Source organism: Saprospiraceae bacterium (genome assembly GCA_016713025.1).
Classification (GTDB): Bacteria; Bacteroidota; Bacteroidia; order Chitinophagales; family Saprospiraceae; genus OLB9.
In genome coordinates this window covers 2,753,949-2,774,922 of record JADJPZ010000004.1, presented here as the reverse complement: position 1 = coordinate 2,774,922, position 20,974 = coordinate 2,753,949, and the positions used below count along the sequence as shown (strand labels likewise).

19 protein-coding genes and 1 pseudogene are annotated in these 20,974 nt (G+C 36.6%); 12 read left to right on the top strand and 8 right to left on the bottom strand.

The window, feature by feature from the left end; translation table 11 throughout:
- Window positions 1-122 precede the first annotated feature (122 nt).
- Window positions 123-341 carry a hypothetical protein gene (locus IPK35_18060; GenBank protein ID MBK8055120.1) on the top strand — a complete coding sequence of 73 codons (219 nt, stop codon included), beginning with the start codon at window positions 123-125 and terminating at the stop codon, window positions 339-341.
- 4 nt (window positions 342-345) lie between these two features.
- Window positions 346-760: pseudogene (locus tag IPK35_18055) on the top strand (putative toxin-antitoxin system toxin component, PIN family).
- A 342-nt stretch (window positions 761-1,102) separates the two neighbouring features.
- Here IPK35_18055 and IPK35_18050 read toward each other — a convergent pair.
- The 4 genes from IPK35_18050 to IPK35_18035 form a co-directional block, all read right to left on the bottom strand.
- Window positions 1,103-1,267, bottom strand: a complete 165-nt coding sequence (locus IPK35_18050) for a hypothetical protein (protein ID MBK8055119.1) — start codon at window positions 1,265-1,267, stop codon at window positions 1,103-1,105.
- A gap of 23 nt (window positions 1,268-1,290) precedes the next feature.
- Entirely contained in the window at window positions 1,291-1,464 is a 174-nt protein-coding gene (locus IPK35_18045) for a hypothetical protein (protein ID MBK8055118.1), read from the bottom strand.
- A 14-nt stretch (window positions 1,465-1,478) separates the two neighbouring features.
- Entirely contained in the window at window positions 1,479-1,829 is a 351-nt protein-coding gene (locus tag IPK35_18040; GenBank protein MBK8055117.1) for an IS110 family transposase, read from the bottom strand.
- A gap of 317 nt (window positions 1,830-2,146) precedes the next feature.
- Window positions 2,147-2,485, bottom strand: coding sequence for a hypothetical protein (locus IPK35_18035; GenBank protein ID MBK8055116.1), 339 nt, complete (start codon window positions 2,483-2,485; stop codon window positions 2,147-2,149).
- 794 nt (window positions 2,486-3,279) lie between these two features.
- Here IPK35_18035 and IPK35_18030 point away from each other — a divergent pair.
- The 9 genes from IPK35_18030 to IPK35_17990 all read left to right on the top strand — a co-directional run bounded on the left by IPK35_18030 (window position 3,280) and on the right by IPK35_17990 (window position 18,155).
- Complete coding sequence (locus IPK35_18030; protein ID MBK8055115.1) at window positions 3,280-6,468, top strand: glycosyl hydrolase; 3,189 nt, start codon at window positions 3,280-3,282, stop codon at window positions 6,466-6,468.
- A 46-nt stretch (window positions 6,469-6,514) separates the two neighbouring features.
- Window positions 6,515-7,000, top strand: coding sequence for a phosphoheptose isomerase (locus IPK35_18025; protein MBK8055114.1), 486 nt, complete (start codon window positions 6,515-6,517; stop codon window positions 6,998-7,000).
- Window positions 7,001-7,086: 86 nt separating this feature from the next.
- Complete coding sequence (locus IPK35_18020) at window positions 7,087-8,136, top strand: mannose-1-phosphate guanylyltransferase (GenBank protein MBK8055113.1); 1,050 nt, start codon at window positions 7,087-7,089, stop codon at window positions 8,134-8,136.
- A gap of 56 nt (window positions 8,137-8,192) precedes the next feature.
- Window positions 8,193-9,464, top strand: a complete 1,272-nt coding sequence (locus IPK35_18015; protein MBK8055112.1) for a hypothetical protein — start codon at window positions 8,193-8,195, stop codon at window positions 9,462-9,464.
- Complete coding sequence (locus IPK35_18010; GenBank protein MBK8055111.1) at window positions 9,391-12,198, top strand: DEAD/DEAH box helicase family protein; 2,808 nt, start codon at window positions 9,391-9,393, stop codon at window positions 12,196-12,198. The genes IPK35_18015 and IPK35_18010 overlap by 74 nt, the downstream gene beginning before the upstream one ends.
- Window positions 12,199-13,360: 1,162 nt before the next feature.
- Entirely contained in the window at window positions 13,361-14,533 is a 1,173-nt protein-coding gene (locus IPK35_18005) for an ATP-binding protein (protein MBK8055110.1), read from the top strand.
- Between the two features lie 11 nt (window positions 14,534-14,544).
- Window positions 14,545-15,678, top strand: a complete 1,134-nt coding sequence (locus tag IPK35_18000; protein MBK8055109.1) for a glycosyltransferase family 4 protein — start codon at window positions 14,545-14,547, stop codon at window positions 15,676-15,678.
- Between the two features lie 406 nt (window positions 15,679-16,084).
- On the top strand, window positions 16,085-16,780 hold the full coding sequence (locus IPK35_17995; GenBank protein ID MBK8055108.1) for a glycosyltransferase family 2 protein: 696 nt from the start codon (window positions 16,085-16,087) through the stop codon (window positions 16,778-16,780).
- Window positions 16,781-16,823: 43 nt separating this feature from the next.
- Window positions 16,824-18,155 (top strand): hypothetical protein, encoded by a 1,332-nt coding sequence (locus IPK35_17990; protein MBK8055107.1) that lies wholly within the window; start codon window positions 16,824-16,826, stop codon window positions 18,153-18,155.
- A gap of 143 nt (window positions 18,156-18,298) precedes the next feature.
- Here IPK35_17990 and IPK35_17985 read toward each other — a convergent pair whose 3' ends face one another.
- From IPK35_17985 to IPK35_17970, 4 genes are all read right to left on the bottom strand, one after another.
- Window positions 18,299-18,562 (bottom strand): transposase, encoded by a 264-nt coding sequence (locus IPK35_17985; protein ID MBK8055106.1) that lies wholly within the window; start codon window positions 18,560-18,562, stop codon window positions 18,299-18,301.
- A complete protein-coding gene (locus tag IPK35_17980) occupies window positions 18,555-19,247 on the bottom strand; it encodes a DDE-type integrase/transposase/recombinase (protein ID MBK8055105.1) in 693 nt (230 codons plus the stop codon). Before IPK35_17980 ends, IPK35_17985 begins: the two co-directional genes overlap by 8 nt.
- Window positions 19,219-19,482 (bottom strand): helix-turn-helix domain-containing protein, encoded by a 264-nt coding sequence (locus IPK35_17975; protein MBK8055104.1) that lies wholly within the window; start codon window positions 19,480-19,482, stop codon window positions 19,219-19,221. The genes IPK35_17980 and IPK35_17975 overlap by 29 nt, the downstream gene beginning before the upstream one ends.
- A 252-nt stretch (window positions 19,483-19,734) precedes the next feature.
- The gene (locus IPK35_17970) at window positions 19,735-19,944 is read right to left on the bottom strand and encodes a hypothetical protein (GenBank protein MBK8055103.1); all 210 of its coding nucleotides are present in this window, start codon (window positions 19,942-19,944) and stop codon (window positions 19,735-19,737) included.
- 14 nt (window positions 19,945-19,958) lie between these two features.
- Between IPK35_17970 and IPK35_17965 the strand changes: the two genes are divergently transcribed.
- On the top strand, window positions 19,959-20,537 hold the full coding sequence (locus IPK35_17965; protein MBK8055102.1) for a transposase: 579 nt from the start codon (window positions 19,959-19,961) through the stop codon (window positions 20,535-20,537).
- Window positions 20,538-20,974: the final 437 nt, after the last annotated feature.

The window sequence follows — 20,974 nt, the reverse complement described above, 5'->3', positions numbered from 1 at the left end:
GTAATGGCCTTGAAATTTCTGATTGCAAGATATAGTCATATTGCATTTAAATAATGCAATGCCATTAGAGGGAACTTAAATGTTTATTAGTGTGTTTAATATTTAAAATATAAATTTTCATTATGAGCGCTGCAAAACCATTGACCAACTTACAAATGCAATTGTTAAAATCATTTAATTTTGAAATTCCTGAATCTCAACTTGATGAAATAAAAGTGCTTTTAGGAAATTATTTTGCATCCAAAGCGACAGATGAAATGGATAGATTATGGGAAGAAAACGATTGGTCAGATGAGACCATGACACAGTTGACAGGTGAACATCTCAGAATTGAACAATAACAAAATTAGGGTGGTATTGGATACCAATGTTATATTGGTTTCCATTTCCCGGAAAATCCAAATATAGACCAATTTTTGAAGCAATTCTAAATGGACAGATTGAAATAGTTGTAAGTTATGAGTTGATTAATGAATACGTAGAAATTATTGAAAGAAAAGCGAATGGTGTAGTGGCCCACAATATTGGGGAAACTCTACTGAATTTGGAAAATGTCATTAAGGTAGAAATAAAGTTCATCTGGAACCTAATTGATTCTGATAAAGACGACAATAAGTTTGTTGATTGTTATGTTTCAGGTAATTCTGATCTTTAAGTTGCAAATGATAAACACTTTGACATATTAAAACAAGTTAATTTCCCTAAAGTTAGAACAATGGATATCGATAACTTCTTAAGTTTTGTAAAAGTAAATTTCTAAGCAGTGGTGAGAGTTGGTACACATAGGGCATTTTCGTTTCAAAGTAATTTTGTTTGTCGTAAAGTTGTCGATATCATTTGCAATTCTGCAAATCAAGGCCGTATTAGATTGGTGGTTGAGCGCGCTATACTGAGCCCAGTCGAAGTACATCATCGAGGAGCCGCGCCGTACTGAGCGATAGTCGAAGTAAAACCACATGTGTCTAAGGCAAGGATGCCTATGGATACTGCATCGTAGCGAGGATGAATGATTTGAGCGATGAATAGCGTGGGTCTTCCCTTTAGTTATACCGTTGATTTTATAATATTTGGCGGTGTTTTTTATTACCAAGTTCAAACAAATTTATATGTTTGCACTTGGTAATGGTTTTGATCTCGTGCGCAACTCTTCAATTGAGTTTTGAGACTCTTCCATTGCCTTTTTTATTTTATTTTCTGCTCTTCGAGAAACTGGTGCGTTTTGCATCTTTTCTAGCTCTGCCTTATAATCTGCGGTTTCTTTTTCCAACTTCTCTATTTGCTGATCTGCGTCTACTGGTTTGTTTTTTGTGTTTTAGGTTTTGATGAATCGTATGCCTCTTTGTTTGTAAGCATACCATAGATCACTCTTGTTAACTTGTTCATTATTACACCTAAAGCATCGTTATAGGTCTTACCTTTCGCTCTTTGATTTGAATATACCTCTTTAAAATAAGGGTCATACATAATCGCATTTTTAGCTACCATGTATATTGTACCCCTATATGAACTACTTCCTTTTTGCTCATTTTAGGTTTCTTTGATATATCACCACTTGTATGGTTTTCTGGGTGTACTCCAAAATAGCAACAAAGTGATGCGGCACTGTTAAATCGATTTATATCTTCTATTTCTATGCTTAATGACACTGCTGACTCGATGCCGCAACCAGGAATTGTGACTAATAAATCCGCTAAGTCGTTGGCTCCGTGTTTAGCAAGTTCTGATTGAAGTTCTTTGATCTGGGTGGAGTATAAGTTAATAGTTTGGGCCAATGTTTTAATATTCAGCTCAGTAAGTATCGTATTACCCGACCCTGAATCTAGCTTCACCGCTTTTGGATGGCCTCAGCCTTCTCCATGGTTAACCCTTTGATTTTAGCCAATGAAGCTGTTTTCGCATTTAATATCTTTGCCTTTGATGGATACTTTTGAAGTACTTTATACATGTATTTTGGCATGCCATTTTTACTAAAAAGTTAAAAGACCAGGAATACAACTATACACTACTTTCTCAAGTTGGTTGATATTTCTCGTCTTTTGTTTAATAAATCCTTGTATAGTTTTGTGCATCTGTTTCGCAGTATAAAAATGTAAGGATCTAGGCTTGGCTTTCTCTAGTTCCTCATAATTTTCAGATACATGCCTAGCTATAATTTCACTACTGATGGCGTCATTAATATTGCGATGCATATTCTTTTTGACTCATGATGTGTCCGCAACGGATTAATCCTGAACATGATGATTCGCTTATCAAAACTTACCAATTGATTATACCAATTGTTTTCATACCCACCGGTACTTTCAATAGCCAAATAAATTTTATCAATAGACAAAAGTGCCTGTGATAAGACTTTTTTGAGTTCATCAAGACCGGATTGATTATCAATAAAATTCATCCTGCGATTGGTAAATTCATTACCCTTCGAAATTAAACTGAAATCACAATAACCTTTACTTGCGTCCAGTCCTCCAAATCCAACTTTCATACATAAATTACTTTAAAATGTGTTAAAAAAAAGTGTCAAGCCTTACATTCCCTTATGTTATACGATATCAATGTATCAAGTTATACCTCATGATTAAGCTTGGCGAAAGGGACACTAAAGGACGATATCTAAGTATCAAGGGGTGTTCCCCTTCAACCGCCAAGTTATAAATTATTTGTTTATCTTGAAACCATTAATTTTTAAAATGCAAACATATAAGGGATAGAGGGTAGCGTGGCTGAGCGATGGATGATTTGAACAACCGAACGACCGAGTGATTTGAATGATTTGAACGATTCGAGTGATTTGAACAACTACCTTCATCTACCTTTATTTCACTACAGTAGAAAGGTTGCATTTCAGCAGTCAAGTCCGAACTATGAATGATTTAAGCGATGAATAGCGTGGGTCTTCCCTTTAGTTATAGAGGGTAGCGTGGCCGAGCGATGGATGATTTGAACAACCGAACGACCGAGTGATTTGAATGATTTGAACAATCTGAATGATTTGAGCGATGAAAAGCGTGGGTCTTCCCTTTAAGGGGCACGGGTTGCAGGGCAAAAATGCGAACAGCGAACTACGAATGAGTGCAGGATTCCCCTATAAGGGGCCATACCTGCCTGCCGACTGTCGTCAGGCAGGGGTAGCAGGGCCGAATTACGCACGACGAACTATGAATGAGCGCAGGAAAAAGCCAAAAATCTATCAAAATAAAAGTCAATTTTTGAACAATTATTATAAAGCCCTTGATTATTATTTTTAACTTGCCGTCAAATCAATAAAGCCAATTAATCATGACAAGAAGTATTTTATTTTCATTTTTATTGCTCTTCAGTTTTGTAGCTTTTGGGCAAAAAAACAAAGAAAAACAAACTAAAACACCTGTTGTTTCAGCAGTGACTACACCTTCATTTGATGCCAATTTATATAAGGGACTTAAATGGCGCAACATTGGTCCATTCCGTGGAGGAAGGTCCAATGCCGTATCAGGTGTCACAGGAAATGACAAGTTGTATTACACAGGATATACAGGCGGAGGCCTATGGAAAACAGAAGATGCAGGGATCACTTGGGTCAATACATCTGATGGTCAGTTTAATACAAGTTCTATAGGTGACATAGCTGTCAGCGAGTCCAATCCAAATATCATTTATGTAGGCATGGGTGAGCACGCCATAAGAGGTGTGATGACGACCTATGGTGATGGTGTGTATAAATCAACCGATGCCGGCAAAACATGGAAACATCTTGGCCTGGAAAAGACAAGACACATTTCTGATGTCATAATACATCCTGCCAATCCTGATATTGTCTATGTAGCTGCTCAGGGTGCTGCTCATGGTGCCAATGATGAAAGAGGGATTTACAAAAGTATAGATGGTGGTCAGACATGGAAGAAAACCCTTTTTGTAGATGCCAATTCCGGGGCGTCATCGCTAAGTATGGATCACCACAATCCTTTGATATTGTATGCTGCTACCTGGGAGCACCGACGATTGCCATGGCAGGTTCGCAGTGGTGGCAAAGGTTGCGGGATGTGGAAATCTGCCGATGGTGGTGATACCTGGCAAAAGATCAATGAAGGGTTACCAAAAGAAATGGGTAAAATCGGGGTCTCCGTTTCAAGGGCAAATCCGGACAGGGTGTACGCTATCGTAGAAGCAGAAAAATCTGTAGCAGGCCTTTACCGATCTGACAATGCCGGTAAAAGCTGGCAATTGATGAGCAACAATCAACTTATCACCGCTCGATCTTGGTATTATATGGAGGTATTTGCAGATCCGGTGCAGGCAGATGTCGTATATGTGCTCAATGCACCTATGACAAAGTCTATAGATGGTGGTAAAACTTTTGCTCCGATCAGGGTAGGACATGGAGATACACACGATCTTTGGATCCATCCGGAAAACAATCAGAATATGATTTTGGGCGACGATGGTGGAGGAGAAATCACCTATAATGGTGGTAAGACATGGTCATCACTCAATAATCAACCCACAGCTCAGTTTTACAGGGTCAATGTAGATCAGCAGTTTCCTTACAAGGTGTATGGCGGACAGCAAGACAACACATCGGTCATCATTTCCAGCAGAAACAATGGCATCGGCATCACAGACAAAGACTGGAGTATCGGCCCGGGATGTGAGAGTGCTTTCGTAGCTTTCGATCCTAAAAATCCGAAACTTTTATATGGCGGATGTTATCAGGGTGGTATCAGTGTTTTGAATATTGAAAATGGTCATACTAAAGAGATCACTCAATACCCTGCTAATATTCTGGCATTGCAGCCTAAAAAAATGAGATATCGTTACAACTGGAATGCACCGATTATCGCTTCTCCTCACGACCCTAAAGTCATCTATCATGCCGGACAAATGGTGTTTAAGACACAAGACGGAGGATTGACATGGGATGTGGTGAGTCCCGACCTGACGCGCAATGATACTTTAAAGCAAGACCTGGGAGGTGCCCCGATAACCAACGAAGGTGCAGGTGGCGAAAATTACAATACGATTTCATATTTGATTGAGTCATCACTTGAAAAAGGGGTATTATATTCAGGAAGTGATTGCGGATTGGTACATGTCACCCGTGATGGTGGACAAAATTGGACGGCTATCACACCTCTGGGTCTGGATGAGTGCCTCATCAATAGTATCGAGGTATCTCCCCATGATAAAGGTACAGCATATATAGCTGCAACTAAGTACAAGTTCAATGATTTTGCCAATATGTGTTTTAAGACCACAGACTACGGTAAAACCTGGACAAAAATCAATCAGGGTGTAAGACCGGACGACTTCATCAGGGTCATCAGAGAAGACAAAAAAGTCAAAAATCTGCTTTATGGCGGAGCTGAGAGAGGATTTTACATTTCATCAGATGGAGGTAACCAATGGCATCTTTTCCAACTCAATCTTCCGGTGGTCCCTGTGACAGATATCGCTTTTGCAGATAATGATCTGGTGGTTTCTACTGCAGGACGTGCCTTTTGGATCCTGGACGACCTGAGTGCGATACAACAATCAGCATTGAAACCTGATCAGGTGAAGATATATACCCCAAAATCCACCTACAAGTTTGAGGCTTTTGCCCCTTCATGGATGGTAGCTCCTCCTGGTACAGGTCAGAACCCAACAGCAGGGGTTTTGCTCGATTATTTTTTACCTGAAAAGGCGGATACCACTGTTGTGACTTTGCAGATACTGGACAACAATGACAACGTCATCCGTAGTTTTACCAATATCAAGAACAAGGATTTTAAATCATTTCCCGGTGGTCCACCTGCTCCGACGGTGATTACTGCAGAAAAGGGTATCAACAGATTTGCTTGGGACTTCAAGAGTGAGACTCTACCGGAAATACCAAATGCTTTTGTCTATGGTGATTATACAGGATACAGATTGGCTCCGGGTACATACAAGGGTAAAATTAACTATAAAGGCATGTCATCACAAACTACCTTTGAAGTGGTCAATGATCCCAACCTGAAAGATATAAGCAAAGAGCAATGGACTGATCAGCAATCTTTTATGAGAGATGTAGAAAATAAAATCAAAGAGATACACAACCATGTCAATGATATCAGAAAGGTAAGAAAACAAATAGAACAGTACAATGAACAGTACAAAAGTAAAGATGACTTTAAGTCTCTGACAGAAGCTGGAAAAGCATTGATAGAAAAAATAGATCACTGGGAAGCACAATTGGTTCAAACCAAACAAAACAATTTTCAGGATGTAATCAATTTTCCAAGTATGCTGAATGCTCAGTACTTTGAACTAAAAGGTTTTGTTGATCAACATGATCCGAGAGTGCCACAAGCTGCAAAAATCAGAATGATGGATATTAATAAACAATGGAAATCATATCAGGATTATATGCAGGATACCATAGGTAAAGAAATCGGACTTTATAATGAGTTGTACAAAAAAAGTAATGTTCCTGCTCTTTTTTTCAACGAAAAGATGATAAAACCATAGCAGAGTAGACAAAATTGATAACTTTTATAAAAATATACATTTAGGTATGGACAAAATCAATAAAAAAGTCGAGCAGCTATTGCTTTTGAAAAATATTAATTATTCAACAAAAGACCTTTCCAGACCTTGGGGAGGTTTTTTTGTTATTGACACCACAAGTAAAGAAGCTTTTATTGATGCTTTTTACCCCGAATTAAAAACCGAGCTCATGGCGTCATCACTACCCTTAAGCCCCAAAATACTTTGTGTAGCTCCGGGCAAAAGACTTTCCTGGCAGTACCATCACAGACGAGCAGAATTGTGGAAGTTGATTGATGGCCAGGCAGGCTATATCAAGAGTGATACTGATATGCAGGGTGACGTGCAACATATGCGCAAAGGAAAATTACTCACCTTGGCTTGTGGCGAGCGGCACAGATTGATAGGCAGAGATAAATGGGGATTCATAGCAGAAATATGGAAGCATACTGATGCCGGGCATCCTTCAGATGAAGATGATATCGTGAGGTTGCAGGATGATTTCGGGAGATAAAAAATGATGATAATCGAAATATTTACTTTCGAATTACATGTAATATCAAAATTAAAGTTTCGATTATCATTATAAATGACAAGAAAATGAACAGATATATAGCCATCATGGCAGGCGGCATCGGAAGTCGTTTTTGGCCGTCAAGTACTACGGATAGGCCCAAGCAGTTTTTGGATATACTTGGAGTAGGGAAATCATTGATACGTATGACATTTGAGCGGGTGCTTCCCTTGTGTCCGCCTGATCGTATTATGATCCTGACCAATAAGAGGTACAAGGCTTTGGTCATGGAGCACTTACCCGAAGTGCCGGAAAGCAATATCTTGTGTGAGCCCAGTATGAATAATACGGCTCCTTGCATAGCTTACATGGCATTGAAGATAAGCCAAAAAGATCCTGAGGCAAGTTTTGCAGTACTGCCATCTGATCACATCATTCTCAAGGAAGATGCCTACCGTCACAAGTTAGAGCAAGCATTTGCTTTTGCAGAGCATCATGATGCATTAGTCACACTTGGCATCTCTCCCACGAGGCCAGACACGGGTTATGGCTATATCAAATATCATAAAGATGCCGTGCAGGAAGGGATATACAAAGTAGGTGCATTTAAGGAAAAGCCGGACTCCCAAACTGCTCAGCAATATTTGGATTCTGGGCAATATCTTTGGAATGCTGGAATGTTTGTATGGAGTATTCGGTCCATTTTATCATCATTTGCACAAAACGCTCCAGAAATCATTGAGGTGCTATCCCAAAATTTGTCGGCCTTCAATACAGAATACGAACAAAGTTATATTGATGACGTCTATCCCAAAACCAATAATATATCCATCGATTATGCCATTCTGGAACGGGCCAATAATGTGTATACTGTACCCTCAGATATAGGTTGGAGCGATTTGGGTACTTGGAGTAGTTTACACGCCTACCTTGCTGCAGATACCGATACAGTAACCATAGGTAAAAATATCCACCTCATGGATTGCCAAGACACGATAGTTATATCTAATAATGATAAAACTATCGTCATCAAAGGGCTGCATGACTACATCGTAGTGGATGAAGACCATGCATTATTGATCTATCCCAAGTCTGATGAACAGGAGATCAAGGAAGTGGTAAAGCGCTTGAGCTAAATGTCCCAAAAGTTTTTGCGCAATTTTTTGAATATAACAGTCATTTATCATAATATATGTTTCTAAAACCAGCAATTTCAAAACTCCTGAAGAAGGAAATAGATATAATGCTTACGGCGTTTAAGACGCCGGCTATCATGAGGACTATTCAAACGGTAACCTTAGATCAGAGCAAGAAAGTCATTTTTACTTCCATTGAAGGTTATGATACAGGTTTGTATTATGATGGTAATAATGAGATCATAAAAATGACATGTAACTGTCGGAGTAGCCATAAATATTGCGCGCATAAGGCGCATTTTCTTTTGCATTTAAACAAAATGGAAGATGAAAAGGCCTACAGCAAGCTAACCTCAAACATTAAAGATGTCAGTATTACCAGTACTAATACTGATAATACCATAAAGTTAAGAAACCTGTCTCTAATATCAGACTTTAAGATTCCCGGGGCAAAAGAGACAGTCTTAAAGCTTACTACTACCGATACCGATGTGATACAGCAACGGATCAAGGTTTTATTTAAGTTTGGTTATCCTGGACCAAGGGAGTACTCCGTTTTTTTGATTGAAAATGACTGGCTCGAAGTCAATATTTCTGCTAAAACATATTCCGGTAATATCAGCTTAGTAAAGTTTATATTTAAAAGAGTGAATAGTGATATCATCATTGAACCTTCATACTCTCCACAATCAAAAATAAATGTAATTCCTGAGAACGAAGTGGCTCACATTTTTAACGAAGAAGCGTGGCTCAATATATTGTTGAAAACCGGAAAATACAGTTATCAGGAATTAGTTGATACCTTTAGTGAGAAATCAAAGGTCAGCAGTACGGATATCAAATTATTTTTTAAGCTGAAGTTTGTCGGTGAGGGATACGATATTGAATTGACCAAATCTGTGGCCAACTACCTCAGATCCAGCGATATCAAGCCCCAGTTGAATTTGACATCATTGAAGTCCGAAAATAGAGTTCCATTGGTAGGTGGTATATTGAAAGATATATCGAAAAAAGACTATCTGATGGCCAATGTAATTTTTTGGATTTCTGAAAAGGCCACTACTAACCGCTTTAGCTACTTAGGGCAAGCAAAACAAAATAAAGCACTCAATAAACTTAGTTCCAGTTTTAAACTTGTAGAGCGTCCCAGATATCTGGATGATACACAGCTTGATTTTTATAATACACTGAAGATGCTAGAGCAAGAAGTCAGTAATGTATCCATCAGAAAAACTCAAATTGCAAAATTGCTTTATGACCAAAAAGGCTATCGCAAGTACTCTCTATCATGTATTGGACATAGGTGGTGGTTACAAAAGAATCGATGAATACAGTATCAACGATGTATTCCCTATCAGTTTTAGCGAGGTTGATTTACAGATGCATATTGAGATAGTAGATATCGCTGATAAGTATGGTATGCTTAAATATTTTACTATTGGAGATCAGAAATACATCTTTTATTATACAGGAAAGGAACCGGAAATTGACTACTATCATGAACAATTGTTGAAAAAAATGGGAAAGAGTAACCCATATAAAGAATTCTTATTAGATCTACCATATCATCCAGAGCATATGATCAACACCAATGATTATAGTTATAATTCATATTATGACGAAGACGAAGATGACGGATATGATGATGATGAATATGATGATGATGAATATGATGATGACGAATATGATGATGACGAAGAAAATTACAATAAAGATGACGAAGCAATAAATCAAAGTCCCTCATATGATAGTAAGATCAATGAATATTTAAATACCTGTTTTGATATTTTTAAGGATCAGAAAGATATTTATTTTATCAATGAAAAACACTTTGAAATGCGTGTGGGTTTTTGTATTTTTAATAACCAGGGTTATATTTATGAAAATCCTACTACTCTACACATACATAAAAACTTACCTACTTTTAGGGTTTTTGACAAAAATATAGAAAATATTGATGCTATACTTCAGGAGTGTCACGGGATAGTAGATGTCACGCTGCCTGATTCACTACATATTGAGGTAGTACAACTGGATACGCCCAAATATGAACTATATCTGTCAGAGAGTGAGGATTTTATTATTTTCAAACCTGTCATTAAGTATCAGGACAACGTAGAGCTCATCTTACCATTGACAACATATAGTATATATCAATCAGAAGAAACTTCTTTCAAAAGATATGATATTCTACAGGATGATGCTATAGGTTTTACAGATTTTCTGGAGGATGCCCATTCCGATTTCAGGACAGCAAACAGACAGTATGGACAATACTTCCTGCATATCAATACTCTGATGGAAAATATGTGGTTTTTGGAATTTTTTGACCAATGCCGACAGCGCAATATTACTATTTTTGGCCAGGAAAATTTATCCAAATTCAAATTTAATCAAAATAAGGCCAATATCAAAGTAGGCATTTCATCAGGGATAGACTGGTTTGATGTCAATGTAGATATTAAATACGGCAAACATAAAGTACAACTGAAGTCCTGGGTAGATGCAGTAAAAAATAATCAAAAATTTATTCAACTCTCAGATGGAAGTTTAGGACTACTGCCGGAAGAATGGATCGAAAAACTTAAAATACTTTCCAAAATATCTAAAAAAGACGGAGATCATCTTGTAGTAAGTAAATTCAACTTTGGACTTTTAGATAGTCAGTTTGACGACGAAATAGATACCAAACTTCGGAAAGAAATTACAAAAAAGATAAAACATCTGCAGGATTTTGACCAAAGCAAGAGATACAAGTTACCTTCATCCGTCAAGGCAGAGCTCCGACCTTACCAAATGGAAGGATATCAATGGCTAAAGACACTTGAAGAACTTAATTTTGGTGGGTGCCTGGCTGACGATATGGGTCTGGGTAAGACGCTGCAAGTACTGTCATTATTAGCGGATTTGGCAGAAAGGAAAGCAGGTACAAGCCTTGTTGTCGTTCCCAAAAGTCTTTTGTTTAATTGGGATGCTGAGATCAAGAAGTTTTGCCCCGGGCTCAGGCATGATATACATCACGGTCAAGGGCGATATCAGAGTGGTCAGGAATTTACCACTTATGATCTTATCATCACTACCTACGACACAGCCACATCTGATATAGAATGGCTCAAGGATGTAAAGTTTCATTATATCATCTTAGATGAATCGCAAGCTATCAAAAACCCCTTATCTCAGCGATATAAGGCTATGAGGTTGCTCCAAGGTCATAATCGTCTCGTCATGACTGGTACACCTATCGAAAACAACACTTTCGATCTGTTTGCCCAGTTTAGTTTTATAAATCCGGGTATCTTTGGATCTGCAGGCAATTTTAAGGAAGAATTTGCAGTGCCCATAGACAAGAATAAAGATCAACCGACCGCACTATTGTTGCAAAAGATGGTCAAGCCTTTTCTACTTCGTCGCACCAAGTCACAAGTAGCCACCGATCTTCCTGAGCGTATAGAAAATATTATATACTGCGAGATGGGTCCTACTCAAAAATCATACTATGAAGCGATGAAAAATGAAATCAGAAATGATTTGCTTGCAGCTGACACTGAAAAGAATTTTGGTCAATCAAAACTCAAAATCATCGAAGGACTTTTAAGGCTGAGACAGATTTGTAACTCTCCCGAACTCATCCATACGGCCATCAATAAAGATAAAAGTATATCGGTAAAAACGGATACACTTCTGGACATTATTGAGAATGAATTGGGTGGTCACAATGCACTCATTTTTTCACAGTTTACCAGTATGCTCTCACTCATCAGAAGGGAACTCGATGAGAGGCATATTAAATACGCATATCTTGATGGCAGCACCCAAAACAGAAAAGCCGCTGTAAAGGAGTATGAAGACAATGACGACATCAAACTTTTCTTAATCAGCCTTAAAGCAGGAAATACTGGTCTCAACCTGACAAAAGCGGACTATGTCTATATCGTAGATCCATGGTGGAATCCCGCTGTTGAAGCCCAAGCCATCGACAGAACCCATCGTATAGGTCAGACAAAAAAATGTTTTTGCTTACAAATTGGTATGCAAAGATACCATAGAAGAAAAAATAATTGAATTGCAGGCAAATAAAAAATCACTTTCGGACTCTATCATTAGCACAGAAGAAAATGCTTTTAGTACTTTAAGTAAAGATGAAATATTAGCACTGTTTAAATAGAATAGGATGTCTGCTATATAAACAGATAATGGGTGTATCCCAAAATTGCACTATATTATATAATTTTTATGTCAATGTCGTTTAGTTAAGTCATCTTTATGAAGTCTTTCCCTTGTAAGGGAAAGATTTAGATAGGGTAAAAACAAAGAAAAATTCCTTAACTAAACGACATTGATTTTTAAGTTTCCAATTTAGTGGATTATCCTAGTAGTTAAGAGTTAAAGGGTGGGACGTCTCAAGCGTAGCTTGACAGGCTCTTCAGAGCCTGCCAAGCTATGCTTGGGTATGAGGGTAGCGGGCAGTTTAAACAATTTTAGTGCAAAAATGGGATACACCCACAGATAATTTATTATGTGGAAGCATATCGGTTTAAAGGATGCAAGTCTGCAATTTAGGCTGAATAATTGTTTAGGTGTAAGTAAGTACTCAATAAATGGTATATTGAGTTTTTACAAAATTAGACACCTAAACAATTACAAAAATTCGTAAATATTATCGAAAAGTGTCTGAAAATAACAACTTCCCCTTCGTACTAATAATTTGTGTCGAAAAACAAAAAACAATAAAATATCTACCATCAGAACAAAATATAGAACCTAAACTGCAAATTGTACGTCATATTGACTCTACTTTTCCTTATACGATAATTTTTTGCTCTATTTAGTTTATGTAAAACTGTCAGTTTAAAGTATGCATAACCGTCAGTTTATTTTATGTCAAATCATCAGTTTAGATTATGCAAAATCGTCAATTTAAAGTATGTAAGACCGTCAGTTTAGATTATGTAAAATCATCAGTTTGACTTATGTAGAATCATCAGTTTAGATTATGCAAAATCGTCAATTTAAAGTATGTAAGACCGTCAGTTTAAATTATGTAAAATCATCAGTTTGAAGTATGTTGAATCGTCAGTTTAATTTATGTAAAATCATCAATTTAAAGTATGTCAAACCGTCAATTTAGTTTATGTATAATCGTCAGTTTAGAATATTGGTTTTATTAATATATTTAACTATATTTGTGCTGTCGATCAAATAAGAATTGCATAATAATTTGATAATGAATAATTTAGATTCATTGAATAGGAAGATGATAGCGCATTTGCAGAATGCCGCAAAGTATTACCCTATAGTGAGTTTGGCAGGACCCAGACAGGCGGGAAAATCTACGTTATTAAAACTGGCATTTCCTGAGTATGAGTATGTAAGTATGGAGAATCCTGATACTGCCTTGTTGGCACAGACAGATCCAAGAGTTTTTTTTGAAAGATATAGTAATGGAGTCATTATAGATGAGGCGCAAAAGATGCCTGAGATATTTTCATATTTACAGGACGTAGTAGATGCTGATAGGGTGCCAGGTAGATATGTATTGTCCGGCTCGCAAAACTATTTACTACATCGGAATATTACACAGTCATTAGCTGGTCGTGTTGATTTATCAACTTTATATCCTTTGGACTTTGAGGAGATGGCGCAAATTTCCAATTGGTCAAATAATGTTTACGACATGATGATCAAAGGTTTTTATCCAGGCAGATGGGCTTTAGACATACCTACGAAAATGTTCTACAATAATTATATACGTACTTATCTGGAACGGGATGTATCTGATCTGGTAAATGTAGGTAATCTTACGACGTTCAGGGCATTTCTTAAATTGATAGCACATCGGTGTGGGTCTCAGATAAAATACAATGATCTGAGCAATGACCTCAATATATCAGTAAATACTTTAAAGTCATGGGTTACCATATTGGAATCCGGTTATATCATTTTCCTATTACCACCGTACCACAAAAACTTTGGTAAGCGCCTCATAAAATCTCCAAAGTTATATTTTTATGATACCGGGCTGCTGTGTCACTTGTTAGGTCTGAGTGAGGAGGAAAAGTTGTCCAGGTCGGACAAGCTTGGTTTTATTTTTGAAAATATGGTCATCGCTGAGAAGGTGAAGTACAATGCACATCGTCATCTTGAGTCTGATTTATTCTTTTTCCGCGATAGTAATGGATTGGAAGTAGATTTAATAGAGGTAAAGGAGTTTAACAAATCTATTATGTACGAGATAAAATCCGGCATGACTTTTAAATCCGAGTTTTTAACACCAATGAAAAAGCTTAAATCAAAAGACCCTCATGCCAATATAAATGTCATTTTCAATGGAGCTGACACAATCCGATTTGAAGATTATACTTTGATGAACTGGAGAAATATACACGATTACGAATAATATTAAAACTGTTGAGGGAACAAAATAAAAAGCAGACTATAGCGCTGGTAGCGAATTCCACATGGAATATTTACAACTTCAGACTTAACCTGATAGATAAGTTCTTGGCCGAAGGTATGGACGTAGTGGTAATAGCACCGGTAGATGAGTATCTGACATACAAGGAGCAATATCCTACCGTGAGACACTATGGGTTGCGCATGATGGATAGAGATAGTACCAATCCCATCAAAGATATCTTTTTATTGTTGGAATTAGTACGAAAGTATAAAAAAATTAAGCCTGATATTATCCTGCATTTTACTAATAAACCCAATATCTATGGTGGCATTGCGGCAAAAATTGTGGGGATAAAATCAATAGCTGTCGTCACAGGATTGGGTTATGCATTTATCAATAAAGGGCTGGTAAGGGCAATGATGACATGGCTTTACAGAATTTCGGGCGGATTCCATCAGAAGTTTATTTTTGAAAATATTGAAGACAGAGAGTTATTTGCAGAGTTGGGTATTGTGTCGGGAGACAGAGCAGTTTCTGTCAAAGGCTGTGGTGTCGACACTACCTGGTACCATCCGTATCCCAATGGACAAGTGAAAGATAAAACTATTTTTACTTTTATAGGAAGACTGCTTTATGACAAAGGAATCAGAGAATTTGTAGAAGCGGCGAGACAAATCAAAGCGAACCTACAAGATGTAGCATTTTGGGTAGTAGGCGAGTTGGATGCCGAAAACCCCGCCACCATAGATAAGGATGACCTCATAAAGTGGGTGGAAGAAGATATCATTTACTATCACGGATTTGTGAAGGATGTAAGGCCTATTATTGCTGAGTCTGATTGTATCGTCTTGCCGTCGTATAGAGAAGGCTTACCAAGGATAATATTAGAAGGAATGTCTATGTCAAAACCTGTAATTACCACATTATCGGCAGGATGTTCCGAAACCGTAGACGTAGGTTTAAATGGCTTTTTAGTGGAAATCAGAAATGTTGAAGCATTGAAAGAAGCATTTATTCATTTTATGCACTTAAGTTACCAACAAAGATCAGCTATGGGCATGGCAGGTAGAGACAAAGCGATAAATGAATTTGATGATAAGAAGATAGCAATAGAAATTTTTAATCTTGTTGATGGTCAGCTGTAGTATCTTTGTTTTTCGGAGCGTCCCGCTAAGATACCCTATTGTTTGTCGTAGCGTCCCGCTACGATACCATATACTAAGGCTTCCAGCCTGCAATGTAAATGATCATTTTTATTTGTACACTTTTGGCAAAGATGTCTGCTTATTTTGCATCGAATCTTGGAAGCTACGACGAACGGGGTTTCTTTGTGAACCGAAATATGTCATGTCACTGGTAAAGTATATTGAAAAGACCGAAATATTATGGGTAAACTGTGTCGACGAAAAATGCATCGGAATTTAGTCAAGAGACTCAGATTCAGCCAATATGAAACGTGTATTATTTCCGTAATCGATACTGCTTCTCAAACAATAAAGTCAAAAAACTAATTGGACAAATGATTTGGTGGTTTTATGAATTATTTTAAATATGGATCGAGAACTAGTAGTTATTATTCCAATATATAATGAATCATATAGCATTGTTTCACAATTAGTTAGGTCAATTCTGGATCTTAATCTGCCAGTGATATTAGTAGATGATGGGTCTTCAGACTCTTACAATTATGAAGGTATAAATGGAGCATCACTCATTAAACATTCTAAAAACTTCGGGCAAGGGACCGCATTGGTTACAGGCATGAAAAAGGCTCTCGAAGATGGGTTTATGTTTTGTGTTCATTTTGATTCGGATGGACAGCATGATACATCAGATATTTTAAAAATGTATAATACTATTAAGTCGGAAAATGCAGATATTGTTTTAGGATCAAGGTTTTTACCAAATGTTGAAAAAAGCTCAATGACTATTATTAGAAAAATCGTCCTAAAGATTGGAGTTATAATAAATTATCTAATTTGTGGTTTGATGCTAACAGATTCAAATAATGGGTTTAGGTTGATGAATAGAAAGACTATGGAAATTTTGAAATTGAGATCTGCAAAAATGGCACATGCATCAGAAATTATTTGGTTAGTTGCGTGGAACAAATTGAAATTCAGTGAATTTGGTATAAATGTAAAATATACTCAATATTCTTTATCCAAAGGGCAACCTTTGTACAAGGCCATTTCAGTATTTTTTGAAATTTGCCGAACATTAAAATCTTATAAATTTGGAGATTAAAAACAGAATATTATTTTTTAATCACATTAAAAACATATTTAATATGAATAAAAAAATTCATGTAATGCTCCTTGTATTATTAATTTTAGCTGTTTTACCATTTTTAATAATTGCAACTTGTAATCATCCGTTAGGTATGCATGAGTGGGATTGGGTTACTAATTTAAAAGGCTTGACTACAAAAATGACATTTTGGGAGGAACAAAAGTTTTATTACAATAATGTTATGGGAAGATATTCAAGTACATGGATTTCTTCTCTAAGCGACAATTTCTACACTTTATTCAGATTTAAAGTATTTTTTGTAGTTAATATCCTTTTGATCGTAGCATTTATTGGCATAGCCGTAAAGGCAGTATTTGGTTTTCATAATATTAATCTAGTTATGTCTACTACTTCCATTCTTTGGTTGTCCTGGATTAGTGGAGTATCAGGAATTTATGATACTTTGTACATGCTCACATCTGTTCATACTTATTTATTAGGTTTTTATGGTTTGGTTTTAATATTTTATTTATGGCGCAAATGTTTTAATTCTTCAAATTTTATAAGTTTATTTTGGCAATTAGTATTAATTTTAATCATAACTTTTACAATTGGTACAAATGAAATTTCATTGATTTATTCAGTAATGACAATTGGGTTATTATTAGTGTTTAATTTTAATTCTAAACAATTTCGAAATTACTTAATAGCTTTTTTTGTTATATCTTTAATATTTGCATTTATTTCTATAGCAACACCCGCAAATCTGATAAGAAAATCTCAATATGCTTCTGAATATTCCTTTTATAAATTAATATTTTTATCCTTTTCAACGTCAGTTTTTAATATTATTACATGGATAGTAAATGGACAGTTGATTTTGAGTTCACTTTTATTTATATATTTAACTAATAATATCGATACTTCAAAGATTAAGCGAATAGCATTTCCATATTTTGTTTTTATTGTAATGTTCTCGGTTTTTTGTGGACATTTTCTAATCATTTATGGAACTAATGGTTTAAGTATTGCTGAAAGAGTGGTAGATTTTATATATTTACATTTTCTCTTTCTTTGGTTTTATGGATTATTGGTATTTAGTGATTTCTCAATTTTTAGAAAGCTTGATTTTAAAAATATTCAAATCACTAATGGTTTAAAAATTGGGTTTAGTGTTTATTTTATTTTAGTATTGTTTGTCTCAGGTCTCTCAATAAATAGGGAAAACAAGTCATTTGCAAATTTTTTTTCATTAATTGAAGTTCAATCAAATATAGGCGAAGCTTGGCTAACGATTTTAAATGGATCTGCTTTTGAATATGACCGTTCAATGAAAAGACAATATCAAAAATTGGAAAAATGCAACTCTGTTTTGCCCCTAATTAACTGAACACTCATTAAGGCCTACTAACAGAACAAGGTTTTGTAATTCAAAAAAGACTACATACCTTTGTGATGACGGACGACCGACGGTGACGTTTTGTACCGAAGGTAGATAGCTCAGGCCTGACTATCTTTTTTTGAGTCTGCGACTCAATGACGGACTCCCTCTGGTTCAGTATTACCCGATGGATTCCCCTCTTTATATTTCAGTGGAGATTGAAGTTTCAATCTATGCAATAGCCACTTCTGGTTATATTTGGCAACAAATGTATGAATATTTTGATGTATTTCGTCTATATTTTTAAATGTATTGATTAAGGTTAATTGTTCTTTGAGCGTTCTGTGGAATCTTTCAATAACCCCGTTGCTTTGTGGGCTTCTTACAAAGGCAGAACTTTTAAAATGCTTAAAAATTCAATTCATCTTCAAAAGCTTTGGAATCAAATTGAGTGCCATGATCCACTCTGAGCTTTAGATTTGTACCTTTACACACATCTTTGGCCACATTGCCAAACTCGGCTCTTACAGCGTTTCTGAGAGCTTGCATCGCATCATTTGCATTGGATGTTGTGTTTACGTACCATCCTTTAATTTCGCTATTGAAATGATCCGAGATATCAAATAAGTAAATTTTTCCTATACAAGTATGAAATTCTTTGATGTCCATGCCCCAGATTTGATTGGGACAATCCGTGATGATCTTACCGTCGTGATGATACCTGAGTGGGTGTGATCTGTTTTTTTGATGACACAGAAGCTCATTTTCTGTCATGATCCTTCTTAGCCTTTCCTTACCCACATCGATGCCATATTCTTCTTTGAGCCTAACCTTGAGTTTCTTATAGCCTTCTAAATAAAAAATAGGCTCGGCTATATACTTCCTTAAGGCTTGAAGCACTTCAACGTCTGAGTACACAGATTTTGGCCCTGGCTTACATTTATCTGTCTTCAATGACCGCCTGTCATACCAAGCTCCTACGCTTAGGTCACTGACCTTAAGAGCCAATCTAATATTTGGTTTTGGTTCTGTATTGATTAGCATGGAAACTATTTTTCTTTTATCTGACGAATCAATACCATCTTTTTTTATACAGGTCAAGCTCTATGGCTTGGCGACCAATGATCGCTTGGGCTTCACGCAGACGATGATCGTCCGAGCTCTTACGGAAACCTTCTTTACCTTTGCTGACAAAGATATCACGCCACTCACTCAATTGACTGGCAGATACATGATGGATTCTACAAAGTTCATCCAGTGACTCACCTCGCAATAATTGCAGTACCAATTCAGTCTTTTTATTGGTACTCATTCTTTCTTTTTTCTTGTTTTCCATAACACAAAATTAGTGATTTAAAAAAATTTAAACTTTTTTTGTGTTCGCATTTAATTGAGGGCAAGACAACTCTGATACTTGCTATGTTAATAAACCTGAGCGGACTCCAAAATTTTTATATTTTTATTTGGCAGATAGACGAAATACAAATTCAGGAGACCCATACATTGGATATTATTTTAATCCCGGTATTAAGGCAGTAAAATATTCCAATTTCCAATATTAAGTCAAACTTTCGATGTTTTCAAGTATTTACCTTTGTTTGTCGTAGCGTTCCGCTACGATACCATTTATCAAGGCTTCCAGCCTGGAATGTAAAACGTTTATTTTTTTATGCACTCTCAGGCAAGATGCCTGAAGATACTGCATCGTAGCTTGGAAGCTACGACGAACAAAAATGTTGTGTTTGTCGTAGCGTTCCGCTACGATACCATATTCCAAGGCTTCCAGCCTGCATAACATCTAATAAGCTAATTATGGCACACGGTTACCAAATAAAAAATCAAAACGCATTGCATTTTCTGACTATAACAACTGTTGGTTGGATTGATATTTTTGCCTACAAAAGGTACAGGGAAATAATTGTCGATAGTCTAAATTTCTGTATTGCCAATAAAGGATTAGTTGTTCATGCGTGGGTTATTATGAGTAATCATGTACATTTAATCTGTAGAGCGGAGGAGCCATATTTGCTATCAAACCTTATTCGTGACTTTAAGAGTTATACTGCAAAGAAGATATTACTGGAAGTTCAGAAAAATACTGAAAGCAGGAAGGACTGGCTGGAGGTGGTTATGAAATACCATGCAGCAAACAATAAAAGAAATGAAGAATTTCAAGTCTGGCAACAAGACAATCATCCTGTAGAATTAGAATCCCCTTTGTGGATATCACAAAGACTTCAATATATTCACAACAATCCTGTTCGTGCAGGGATTACGTTGCTTCCAGAAGAATACATATACAGTTCAGCTAAAAGTTATGCAGGAATGGATGAATTGGTCTCCATAGAGCTTTTAGATATTGGGCCTGAAATTGGGTATATCCATACTTAGGCAACATGCCTTGTGTTTGTAGTAGCGTCCCGCTACAATACTATATCGTAAGGCTTCCAGCTTGATTTTTAATCATTGGTGTATATTTTCAGACAAGATGCCTGAAGATACTGCATCGTAGCTTGGAAGCTATGACGAACGTGAACAGTTTGTTTGTTGTAGCGTCCTGCTACGATACCATATTCCAAGGCTTCCACCCTGCAATGTAAAACTTTTTTTTTACATGCTCAGGCAAGATGCCTGAGCATAGTGCATCGTAGCTTGGAAGCTACGACGAACGTGAGCGAACAAAAATGTGTGTTTGTCGTAGCGTCCCGCTACGATACCATATATCAAGGCTTCCAGCCTGCAATGTAAATGAGCATTCTATTTTGTGCACTCTCCGACAAGGATGCCTGAAGATACTGCATCGTAGCTTGGAAGCTACGACGAACGTC

Excerpts from the sequence above, each read along its gene's own strand:
- IPK35_18060 (MBK8055120.1), top strand. The coding sequence starts at position 123 with ATGAGCGCTGCAAAACCATTGACCAACTTACAAATGCAATTGTTAAAA.
- IPK35_18045 (MBK8055118.1), bottom strand. The coding sequence starts at position 1,464 with ATGTATGACCCTTATTTTAAAGAGGTATATTCAAATCAAAGAGCGAAA.
- IPK35_18035 (MBK8055116.1), bottom strand. The coding sequence starts at position 2,485 with ATGAAAGTTGGATTTGGAGGACTGGACGCAAGTAAAGGTTATTGTGAT.
- IPK35_18030 (MBK8055115.1), top strand. The coding sequence starts at position 3,280 with ATGACAAGAAGTATTTTATTTTCATTTTTATTGCTCTTCAGTTTTGTA.
- IPK35_18025 (MBK8055114.1), top strand. The coding sequence starts at position 6,515 with ATGGACAAAATCAATAAAAAAGTCGAGCAGCTATTGCTTTTGAAAAAT.
- IPK35_18020 (MBK8055113.1), top strand. The coding sequence starts at position 7,087 with ATGAACAGATATATAGCCATCATGGCAGGCGGCATCGGAAGTCGTTTT.
- IPK35_18015 (MBK8055112.1), top strand. The coding sequence starts at position 8,193 with ATGTTTCTAAAACCAGCAATTTCAAAACTCCTGAAGAAGGAAATAGAT.
- IPK35_18010 (MBK8055111.1), top strand. The coding sequence starts at position 9,391 with ATGACCAAAAAGGCTATCGCAAGTACTCTCTATCATGTATTGGACATA.
- IPK35_18005 (MBK8055110.1), top strand. The coding sequence starts at position 13,361 with ATGAATAATTTAGATTCATTGAATAGGAAGATGATAGCGCATTTGCAG.
- IPK35_17995 (MBK8055108.1), top strand. The coding sequence starts at position 16,085 with ATGGATCGAGAACTAGTAGTTATTATTCCAATATATAATGAATCATAT.
- IPK35_17990 (MBK8055107.1), top strand. The coding sequence starts at position 16,824 with ATGAATAAAAAAATTCATGTAATGCTCCTTGTATTATTAATTTTAGCT.
- IPK35_17975 (MBK8055104.1), bottom strand. The coding sequence starts at position 19,482 with ATGGAAAACAAGAAAAAAGAAAGAATGAGTACCAATAAAAAGACTGAA.
- IPK35_17970 (MBK8055103.1), bottom strand. The coding sequence starts at position 19,944 with ATGTTATGCAGGCTGGAAGCCTTGGAATATGGTATCGTAGCGGAACGC.
- IPK35_17965 (MBK8055102.1), top strand. The coding sequence starts at position 19,959 with ATGGCACACGGTTACCAAATAAAAAATCAAAACGCATTGCATTTTCTG.